A 9,815-nucleotide genomic window follows, 5' to 3' on the forward strand; every position below is an offset into this window, starting at 1 on the left:
CAACATCCTGGCCAGAAAGCTGGCCAGGATCGCTTGGGGCGTCTTCAAGAGCGGCCGGGACTTTGACCCGGCCATGCTGAAAGTGGGTCAAGCCTGCTTCCAGCAGGCTTGACCACGAACATAGGATCTCGGCTCTACAGGATGCGGCCGGGGCCGTGCCCCGGCCCATCGCTTATTTCGCGTCGAACTTCACGATCGTGCTGATCGCGGTCTCATCCGGGATGGTCTTGGTATCGGCCCAGTCACCACCGCCGACGCCGAAGTCCAGGCGCTTGACCGTGGCCTTGCCGGTCAGCACCGGCTGGGTGCCCGGCTTCCAGGTGAAGGTGAGGGTGACCGGCTTGCTGACGCCACGCAGCTCGAGGGTGCCATCGGCGGCGAACTGGTCGTTGCCGACCGCGCGGAAGCCTTTGGCGGTGTAGCGCGCAGTGGCGAACTTGCCGACGTTGAAGAAGTCGGCACCCTGCAGGGTCGAGTCGCGGTCGCTGTTGCCACTCTTGGCACCGGCCAGCGGGATCACCACGTCCAGCGAGCCGGCGGCCGGATTGGCCGGGTCGAAGCTGAGCTTGGTGGCGAAGCCCGGGAAGCTGCCGGTGAACACCTCGCCGTCGTACTTGGTCGCGAACACCAGGATCGAGCCGGCGCCGGGGGCCTGCGCATAGTCGGCAGCGAGCGCCGGGGCGGTAGCCAGCATGCCGGCCAGGGCGGCGGCCACGGCGGCCGGAGTGGTCAGTTTCAGGTTCATCGGTCAGTCCTTCTGAGGGGAGGCAAGCCAGCCGCGCGGCAACATGCGGGACAGGGTCGCATCGCGCTGGAACAGGTGGTGGTAGAAGGCGGCACCGGCATGGGCCAGTACCACCGCGATCAAGAGCCAGAAGCCGTATTCGTGGATGGCATGTGACACCTCGACAACCTGCGGGTCGGGTCCGCTCAGCTTGGGCACATCCACCAGGCCGAACCAGCGGAACGGGCGCAGGCCGCTGGCCGAGTCGTACAGCCAGCCCGACAGGGGGATGGCGAACATCAGCACATACAGCAGCACGTGGGTGGCGCTGGCGATGCGTTCCTGCCAGCTGGGCACGCCCGGCACCGGCTTCGGCGCACCGGCATACAGGCGCCAGCCCAGGCGCAACAGCACCAGCGCCAGCACCGTGATGCCGATCGACTTGTGCGCGGTATAGACCCAGAAATACTTGGGGGTCTTGGGCAGCTCGCCCATGGTCAGGCCGACCACGCCCAGGGCGAGGATCAGCAGTGCGATCAACCAATGCAGGATCTGGCTGACACTCCCCCAGGCGGCGGGGGTGTTCTTGGCGGTCATGAAAGGTCCTCTAGCGGGCCATCTTGGGGTCGGAGTGCGGAACGGGAGCGGGAGTTCCCGGGGCGTCGCTGCGGTCGAGGGTGGCTTCAGCCTCGATCCTCAACTGCACTGCATCACCGATGACGCCCGGCCAGGCGGTGATGCCGAACGCGCGCCGGCTCAGCGTGGTGCTGGCCGAGAAACCGGCGGTGCGTCGGAATGGGGGCAGGGGGTAGCGCTTGATGGCGTTGAGGGTCACGTCCAGCGTGATCTCCTGGCTGACCCCGCGCAGGGTCAGGGTGCCGATCACGTGGGCGCGCCTTGCATCGATCGGTTCGACCCGGCTGGAGACAAAGTGTGCCTTCGGGAAGCGCTCACCATCCAGCAGGCTGCGCGCCAGCGTGGCCTGGTTCCATTTGGCATCACCAAGGTCCAATCGCGACACGGGAACCTCGACGTCCAGTGTGGCTTCGCGCCAGTTGTCGGGATCGAACTGCAGGCGTCCTTCACTGCCGGAGACCGTGCCCATCGCCTGCGAGTAACCGGCGTGGTCGATGGTGAACAGCACACGGGTATGCACCGGATCGAGGCGATAGGTATCCGCATCGGCCCAGGCGGGAGCGGTGGCGAGCAGCATCGGCAGCAGGGCCAGGCAGGGACGCATCGATGGCGGGCTCCGGAAGGGGACGTTGCGATCATACGCACAGCCCCCCGCCAACGTTGCGTGCATGGCTGCAACAGTTCGTGGTGGGTCCACCGGTGGAAACAGCCTGTTGCAGCCATGAACCCGGCGCTGTGTGACAATCGGGGCAGGACAGGGGGTTCAGGATGACGAGCGGTTGGCGCCTGTGGCGCCGGGGCATCGCGGGAATGGGGCTGCTGCTGATGGCATTTGCCGCGGCGGCTGCGGCCCCGGACATGGCCGAGACACCGCGGCTGCGCCGTTTCGGTGCCGCCGAAGGCATGCCCTCGCGCATGGTGCTGGCGCTGGCCGAGGATCGCCAGGGCCATGTCTGGGCCGCCACCGATGGTGGCCTGGTGCGCTATGACGGTGGCAACCTGCGGGTGTGGGAACATGATCCGGAGCAGCCGGGCTCGCTGCCCGGCAACGAAATCGAGACCCTGCTGGTCGATCCCCTGGACCGCGTCTGGGTCGGCATCAATGGCAAGGGCGTGGCCCGGCTGGATGCCGACCGCGAACGCTTCAAGACCTTTGATACCGTCAACGGCCCCTGCATGAGCCAGTTCTGGACGCTGGCCTACGCCGAGGATGCACTGTGGATCGGCACCAGCGGCCATGGCGTCTGCCGTTTCGGTGAAGATGGCAGCCTGCGCTTCTTCGAGCATGATCCGGCCCGTCCCGAGGGATTGCCCAGCAATACCATCTACAGCAGCCTGGTCGATGCGCAGGGACGCCTTTGGATCGGCACCGAGGCGGGAATTGCGCGCTGGAACGGGACTGGGTTCGAGGCTGTCGCACCGCGCGAACTGGGGGCGCTGAGCGTGTTGCGCCTGAGCCGCGACCCCGACGGCTCGATCTGGGCCGGCAGCCAGAATGACGGCCTCTACCGTATCGACCCGCAGGACCGGGTCAGTCGTCCACGCTGGGCCGACAGTGCGCGCCTGCGTTCGGCGCTGGTGCTGGCTGATCGCCAGGGCGGTTACTGGGCAGGCACCTCCGATGGCCTGTTGCGTGGAGATGCCAGCATGCTGTGGCGGCTCGATGGCGACCGCGGCAGTGGTTTCCTCACTGCCCAGAGTGGTGTGCTCGATCTGCTGCAGGACCACGAGGGCGGATTGTGGGTGGCGCTGCTGACCCAGGGCCTGGCCTACCTGCCCCCGGACTGGCGCCGGTTTTCGATCTGGAACCAGCTTGACGGCAAGCCGCTGGACAGCCAGTACCTGTTGAGTGCAGCCAGCGATGGCCAGAACTACTACGTTGGCTCGGCACATGGCGTGTACCAGCTGGATGCGCAGGGAACCCTGCGGTTGCTGGCCAGCGATCGCGAGATTGGCAGCGGGGCGGTGTGGTCGGTGCTGCCGCGGCCGGACGGGCGCCTGTGGCTGGGGCGTGCCGGCCGCATCAGCGTGTACGACCCGGCCACCGGCGCGTTGCACGATTGGCGTATCGACGGGGGCGCGGACCTGCGCCAGCGCGTCGATCTGATGCGGCAGGCCGCCGATGGCACGGTCTGGCTGTCGGTGATGAACCTCGGCCTGCAGCAACGCAGTGCCGACGGCCGCATACTGCGCAGCTACCCGCTGGAGGATTTCCGCAAGACGGCCGATTCACCGATTGAGCAGATCCGCTTCGATGCCCAGGGCAAGGCCTGGGTGATGGGCGACATGGGGATCTGGCGTGAACAGGCCGGGCGCTTCGAAGCGGTGCCGGGCGTTTCGCGCGGGCTGATCTATGACCTGGTGTGGGTCGATCCGCAGCAGCTGTGGCTGGCCCGGCAAGGTGCGCTCGAGCGCTATCAGTGGGATGGCATGAGCCTGCGCCTGATCCAGCGCATTGATGGCAGTGTGGGCGTGCCGCCGGTGAGCATGGGGGGGCTGGCGTTGGCCGAAGACGGCCGCCTGTGGGCGACCACGCCACGTGGCCTGCTGCGATGGGATCCGAAAGCGCGCCGCCTGCAGCAGTTCAACGAACGCGATGGCCTGCCGGACGCCGAGTTCACCAGCCGGCCGCCGGCGGTGAATGCCGACGGTCGCGTGCTGGCGGTGGCCCAGACCGGCCTGGTCGAGTTCGATGTGAATGCCGCCGATACCACGCTGCCGCCTTCGTCACTGGTGATCGCCGAGGTCCGCGTGCGGCGCGATGATGCCCGTGGCTGGCAACCGCTGCCGACCAGCGGCACGTTGTTGCTGGGGCCGGATGACCGTGACCTGCAGATTGATGCGCGGCTGCTTTCCTATGCCAACCCGCAGGGCAACCGCTACCGCTTCCGGGTTCAGGGCTACGACCAGAACTGGGTGGAGCAGGGCGGTGACGGCCAACGCACGCTGTCGCGGCTGCCGACCGGCAGCTACGTCATTGAAGTCCAGGCGGCGACGGCCAGTGGCGCCTGGACACCTTCGCAGCGGCTGCAGGTAAAGGTTTTGCCACCCTGGTGGCGCAGCGGCATGGCGATCTTCGGCTACCTGCTGATCGGCTCGTTGCTGCTGCTCATCGTGGTGTGGTCGATCCGTGCGCGGCTGCGCCGCCGCCAGCAATGGCAGTTGACCGTGCACAAGCAGCAGCTGGCGGAGCAGGCATCACAGGCCAAGAGCCGGTTCCTGGCCACGCTGGGCCATGAGGTGCGCACGCCGATGACCGGCGTGCTCGGCATGAGCGAACTGCTGCTGGCCACCCCGCTGGATCCAGTGCAGCGCAGCTATGCAGGCTCGATCCAGCAGGCGGGCAGCCACCTGCTGCGGCTGGTCAATGACGCGCTGGATCTGGCCCGCATCGAGGCCGGCCGGCTGGAGCTGGACCTGCGCCCGTTCGATCTGGCCAGCCTGCTCGACCAGGTGCAGGCGTTGATGCAGCCGATGGCAACGCAGCGCAATCTGGAGTTCCGCCGTGGGGACGATCCACCTGGGCCGATCAGCGTCAGTGGCGACGAGATGCGCGTGCGGCAGATCCTGCTCAATCTGCTGGGCAATGCAATCAAGTTCACCGAGCGCGGGCACGTCGGCCTGGCTGTGCGGCTGGAAGACAACGGTGGTGGACTCTGCTTCGAAGTGCATGACACCGGCCCGGGCATCAACGCCGAGCAGCAGGACCGCCTGTTCCATCGCTTCGAACAGGCCGATGGCCCGCGCACCGCGTCGCGCTATGGAGGCAGCGGGTTGGGCCTGGCGATCTGCCAGGAGCTGGCCGTGGCCATGAACGGGCGGATTGAAGTGGACAGCCAGCCGGGCAAGGGCGCCCGCTTCCGGGTATGGCTGCCGCTGCCCTGGAACCGGCAGGCCGCCAATGCGCCGGGCGAATTGCCGGTACTGCCGATGCTGCCGCCACTACGCATCCTGCTGGTGGAGGATGACGCGACCGTGGCCGAGGTCATCGCCGGCCTGCTGCGTGGCCGTGGCCACGACGTGGTGCACGTGCTGCATGGTTTGGGCGCGCTATCGGAGATCGCCACCGACGGCTTTGACGTGGGCCTGCTTGATCTGGATCTGCCGGCGCTGGACGGCACCGCCATCGCCCGCCAGCTGCGCACCATGGGCTATGAACTTCCCCTGGTGGCGGTCACTGCACGGTCCGACGCCTACGCCGAGACCCAGGTCCTGGCGGCTGGGTTCGATGGCTTCCTGCGCAAGCCGGTGACCGGTGACATGCTGGTGACTGCCATTGCCCAGGCGCGCGCAAAACGACAAACCGCCCTTTGAATGCGCCAGCGCCGGGCGTGAACGTCGCGACTTTCGGTTTACCATGCCGACGCCCGTAGTGCGGGAATCATCAGAAGCAGCGTGAGGAGGCAATCGGTGGTGTATCTGCGGGCGGCGATGCTGCTGCTGGTCCTCCTGTGCGGCCTGTCACCCGCTGCGGCGCAGCCGGTGCCACCGAACCCGCGCCAGGTGACGGTGTTCGACGGCTTGCCGTCCAACACCGTGAACCGCATGGCCGAGGATCGTTACGGTTACCTCTGGATCGCTACCAATGACGGCCTGGCCCGCTACGACGGGCGCAACTACCGGATCTGGCGCTCGGAAGACGGCCTGCGCGACAACCGCATCTGGACGGTGCTGGTCGATGCCCGCAACCAGCTCTGGATCGGCACCGAGAACGCCGGCCTTGTACGGATGTCGGCCGATCGCCGCCAGCTGCACTTCTACGACCGCAGCAGCCAGCCGTTGATGGGCACCAACACGGTCTGGAGCCTGGCCACCACGCCGGATGGTTCGGTCTGGTTCGGCACCCACGAAGGTGGTCTGTACCGCCTGGACAACCAGGACCGGTTGCAGCGCTTCCTGCCTGAAGCGAACAACCCGCGCAGCCTGCCGGCGGCATCGGTGCCGTACCTGGCCACCCTGGCTGACGGCAGCCTGTGGATCGGCACCAAGCATGGCGTCGCGCGCTGGACCGGCACGGACTTTGAGCGGGTCGGGGCCGGCATCATTCCCAGCCTGCTGATCAATGGCTTGACGGCCGAATCCGATGGCAGCCTTTGGATCAGCACGATGGCCGGTGCCATGGTGCGCCGTCCCGATGGTCGTTTCGAGGCACCGTCCTGGAAGCTGCCCGAAGGCGAGCAGGTGCTGGGCATGATGCTGCGCGACGAGCAGGGCGGGCACTGGCTGGACACCCGCACCGGCCTCGGCCGGGCGGTCGATGGCCAGTACCAGGCCGTGCCCCTGTACAGCGCGGTGGCACGTGGCCCGGTGCGCCCGAACTGGACAGGTGCCTACGAGGATCGCGAGGGCGGCATCTGGTTGGCCAGCACGAATGCCGGCCTGTGGCACCTGTTGCCGCGCTGGTGGCAGTTCTCGGTGCTGTCGCGGCTGGAGGACGACCCGCGCTCGCTGCGCAATGCCTTCGTGCTGGGCACCAGCCCCTCCAGCAATGGCGGCATCTGGACGGTCGGCAGCCACGGCGCGCTGGACCGCTTCGATCCGAAGACCGGCAGCATCGAACAGCACCGTACCTGGGTCAACGGCATGCACTGGCTGACCTCGGTGCGCGAGGATCGCCGCGGCCAGGTCTGGATCGGTTCCAACGACGCACTGCTGCGCTATGACCCGAAGCGGCGTGATCTGCGCCGCTGGGGCCGGGATGCCGGCGCCGACGCGACCATGGAAGGAGTCATCGAATCCATGATGACCTGTGATGGTGACAGTCTCTGGCTGATGCTGCCGTCGGGGCTTCAGCAACGCGATCTGGATGGGCGCCTGCGGCGCCAACTGGATAATGGCCAGCGTGGATTGCAGCAGGGCCAGCTCAATCTGGACGTGGAATGCGGGCCACAGGACCATATCTGGCTGGCAAGCAGCCGTGGCCTGCTGCAGTGGCTGCCGGAAAGCGAGCGTTTCCAGCCGGTGCCGGGTGCGCCGGCGACCGCGATCCATGCACTGCACGTGGGCACCGATGGCCAGGTCTGGCTGTCCGAAGATGGCCGCCTGTCGCGCTATCGCTGGAGCCAGGGCCGGCTGGAGCGGCAGGCCGTGATCGGTGCAGAGCAGGGCTACCCGGCGATCTCCGCCTCGGGGCTGGTGGTCGATGCGCAGGGGGTTGCGTGGGCAACCAGTGCGCGTGGCCTGGTGCGCATCGGGGCCGACGGCCAGAGCGTGCGCCTGTATGGCGTGCACGATGGCCTGCCGAGCCAGGAATTCCGCGAACACACGCTGGTGATGTCGGCAGACGGTCATCTGGTGGCAGGTACGCCGGCCGGTGTGGTGGTGTTCGACCCGAAGCAGGTACGTCCGTCGATGCGGCGTGCGCCGCTGGTGATCGAGCGGGTGGAGGTGCGCCGCAACGAGCAGGTGCTGGACCTCACCCACGATGCGCCGTTGCAGATCGCCGACGGCGACCGCGATCTGCGCATCGTCGCGCGCCTGTTGTCGTTCGCCGATTCGGCGTCCAACACCTATCGTTACCGCTTGGCCGGCTATGACCCGGACTGGGTGGAAGTGGGGCCGGCCGGTGAGCGCTTGTTCTCGCGGCTGGCACCGGGCAGCTATCGGCTGGAAGTGCAGGCGCGGTCGGCTGACCATGTCTGGTCACGTGTGCAGAGCCTGGAATTCCGCGTGCAGCCACCGTGGTGGCGCAGCTTGTCCGGCCTGTTGATGCTTGCCTCGTTCGCGCTGCTGCTGACCAGCTGGTTCGCCTGGCTTTACCGTCGGCGCCTGCAACGTCGCCACGCCTACCAGCTTGCGCTGCACAAGCAGGAACTGGCCGAACAGGCGTCGGCGGCCAAGACCCGCTTCCTGGCCAATCTTGGCCACGAGATACGTACACCGATGACCGGTGTGCTGGGTATGAGCGAGCTGCTGCTGGCCTCGCCGCTGGATCCGCAGCAGCGTGGCTATACACAATCGATCCGCCATGCCGGCGAGCACCTGCTGCATCTGGTCAACGATGCGCTGGACCTGGCGCGGATCGAATCGGGCCGCCTGGAGCTGCAGCACAAGCCGTTCGCACTGGGCAGCCTGCTGCAGGACCTGGCCGCGCTGATGGGGCCGTTGGCGGCGCAGAAGGGCCTGCGTTTCACGCTCGACAACCAGCTGCCCGCCGGCCTGCAGGCCAACGGCGATGCAATGCGGGTACGGCAGATCCTGTTGAACCTGCTCTCGAATGCGGTCAAGTTCACCAGCCGCGGCACCATCACCCTGCACGCCCGCAGCGACGCCGAACTGCGATCGCTGCATTTCGAAGTGCGCGACACCGGCCCGGGCATCAGCCAGGAACAACAGCAGCGCCTTTTCCGCCGCTTCGAGCAGGCCGATGGCGCACGCACCGCTGCACAGTACGGTGGCAGTGGCCTGGGCTTGGCAATCTGCCGCGAACTGGCGCATGCCATGCAAGGGCGGATCCAGGTGGAGAGCCAGCTCGGTCGTGGCACCTGCTTCGGCGTGACGTTGCCGTTGCCGATGGTGGTCGATGCCCATGCCGAGGCAGAGGGTGATACGCACCGCCAGGAAGCGGCCAACATGCCGCCATTGCGGGTACTGCTGGTGGAAGACGACGCGACCGTGGCCGATGTGATACGCGGGCTGCTGAGTGCGCGTGGGCATGAGGTGGTGCATGCAGGCCATGCGCTGGCGGCGCTGCGCGAGATCAGTGCCGGCGATTTCGACGTCGGCCTGCTGGACCTGGACCTGCCGGGCCTGAGCGGTTTCGAACTGGCCCAGCACCTGCGCAACCAGGGCTACATGCTGCCGCTGCTTGCCGTGACCGCGCGGACCGATCCGGACCTGCAGCAGCAGGTGGAAGCGGCCGGCATCGGCGGTTTCCTGCGCAAGCCGGTGACCGGTGAACTGCTGCTGGAAGCGATCGCCAGGGTCATGGGGCGGTAGGATGCGGCGGCAGGGCCTGCGGCCCTGCACCTGCTGCAAGCCGGAGCAACAGCAACCGCCGAAGCAAAAGCTGGCTTCCTGTGGGATGGCGGGGTGGGTCCGGTTACGGGGGACGCTGCAAGTCCCCCTCCGGGGCCCGGCCCAGCCGCTGGCGGCTGTGCGTTCGGGCGCTTGCGAAGCAGTGCTTCGCAAGCAAAGCGCCCTCACCCATGTAAGCTCGGTCGCCGCTTGCTCGTGTGCGCAATCCTGCGCACACGGCAAGACCGGGGTTGGGCGTCCTGCCCAACCCGCCCGAGGCATGCCTCGGGCCCATGCGGCTCACGCCCCCGCAACCGGACCCACCCCGCCTTTGACAGATTCTCGCGAGCTGCCGGCGCCCTGTGTAGAGCCGAGATCCTATGTTCGTGGTCAAGCCTGCTGGAAGCAGGCTTGACCCACTTTCAGCATGGCCGGGTCAAAGTCCCGGCCGCTCTTGAAGACGCCCCAAGCGATCCTGGCCAGCTTTCTGGCCAGGATG

5 protein-coding genes and 2 pseudogenes are annotated in these 9,815 nt (G+C 67.4%); 3 read left to right on the plus strand and 4 right to left on the minus strand.

From position 1 onward, the window contains the following. Positions 1 to 112 (plus strand): annotated as a pseudogene (locus AC5P7R_RS22215) (IS110 family transposase); the annotation flags it as partial. A 60-nt stretch (positions 113 to 172) separates the two neighbouring features. On the opposite strand, the gene AC5P7R_RS22220 reads toward AC5P7R_RS22215, so the two are convergent. The 3 genes from AC5P7R_RS22220 to AC5P7R_RS22230 are packed head-to-tail and all read right to left on the minus strand — an operon-like array spanning position 173 to position 1,964. Then, the gene (locus AC5P7R_RS22220; RefSeq protein ID WP_021202032.1) at positions 173 to 745 is read right to left on the minus strand and encodes a YceI family protein; all 573 of its coding nucleotides are present in this window, start codon (positions 743 to 745) and stop codon (positions 173 to 175) included. Positions 746 to 748: 3 nt separating this feature from the next. Next, on the minus strand, positions 749 to 1,321 hold the full coding sequence (locus AC5P7R_RS22225) for a cytochrome b (protein WP_478435949.1): 573 nt from the start codon (positions 1,319 to 1,321) through the stop codon (positions 749 to 751). A gap of 10 nt (positions 1,322 to 1,331) precedes the next feature. Then, positions 1,332 to 1,964 (minus strand): YceI family protein, encoded by a 633-nt coding sequence (locus AC5P7R_RS22230; protein ID WP_021202033.1) that lies wholly within the window; start codon positions 1,962 to 1,964, stop codon positions 1,332 to 1,334. A gap of 164 nt (positions 1,965 to 2,128) precedes the next feature. On the opposite strand from AC5P7R_RS22230, the gene AC5P7R_RS22235 reads away from it, so the two are divergent. Both AC5P7R_RS22235 and AC5P7R_RS22240 read left to right on the plus strand, forming a co-directional pair. Next, positions 2,129 to 5,674 (plus strand): sensor histidine kinase, encoded by a 3,546-nt coding sequence (locus AC5P7R_RS22235; protein WP_021202034.1) that lies wholly within the window; start codon positions 2,129 to 2,131, stop codon positions 5,672 to 5,674. Between the two features lie 96 nt (positions 5,675 to 5,770). After that, positions 5,771 to 9,298 (plus strand): hybrid sensor histidine kinase/response regulator, encoded by a 3,528-nt coding sequence (locus AC5P7R_RS22240; protein ID WP_019660056.1) that lies wholly within the window; start codon positions 5,771 to 5,773, stop codon positions 9,296 to 9,298. A gap of 408 nt (positions 9,299 to 9,706) precedes the next feature. On the opposite strand, the pseudogene AC5P7R_RS22245 reads toward AC5P7R_RS22240, so the two are convergent. Continuing rightward, positions 9,707 to 9,815, minus strand: a pseudogene (locus AC5P7R_RS22245) (IS110 family transposase); the annotation flags it as partial.

Source organism: Stenotrophomonas sp. YJH_SMC_27, from assembly GCF_059369815.1.

Bases quoted from the DNA above. Each gene is read 5' to 3' on its own strand.
- AC5P7R_RS22235 (WP_021202034.1), top strand. From the start codon at position 2,129: ATGACGAGCGGTTGGCGCCTGTGGCGCCGGGGCATCGCGGGAATGGGG.
- AC5P7R_RS22220 (WP_021202032.1), bottom strand. From the start codon at position 745: ATGAACCTGAAACTGACCACTCCGGCCGCCGTGGCCGCCGCCCTGGCC.
- AC5P7R_RS22230 (WP_021202033.1), bottom strand. From the start codon at position 1,964: ATGCGTCCCTGCCTGGCCCTGCTGCCGATGCTGCTCGCCACCGCTCCC.
- AC5P7R_RS22225 (WP_478435949.1), bottom strand. From the start codon at position 1,321: ATGACCGCCAAGAACACCCCCGCCGCCTGGGGGAGTGTCAGCCAGATC.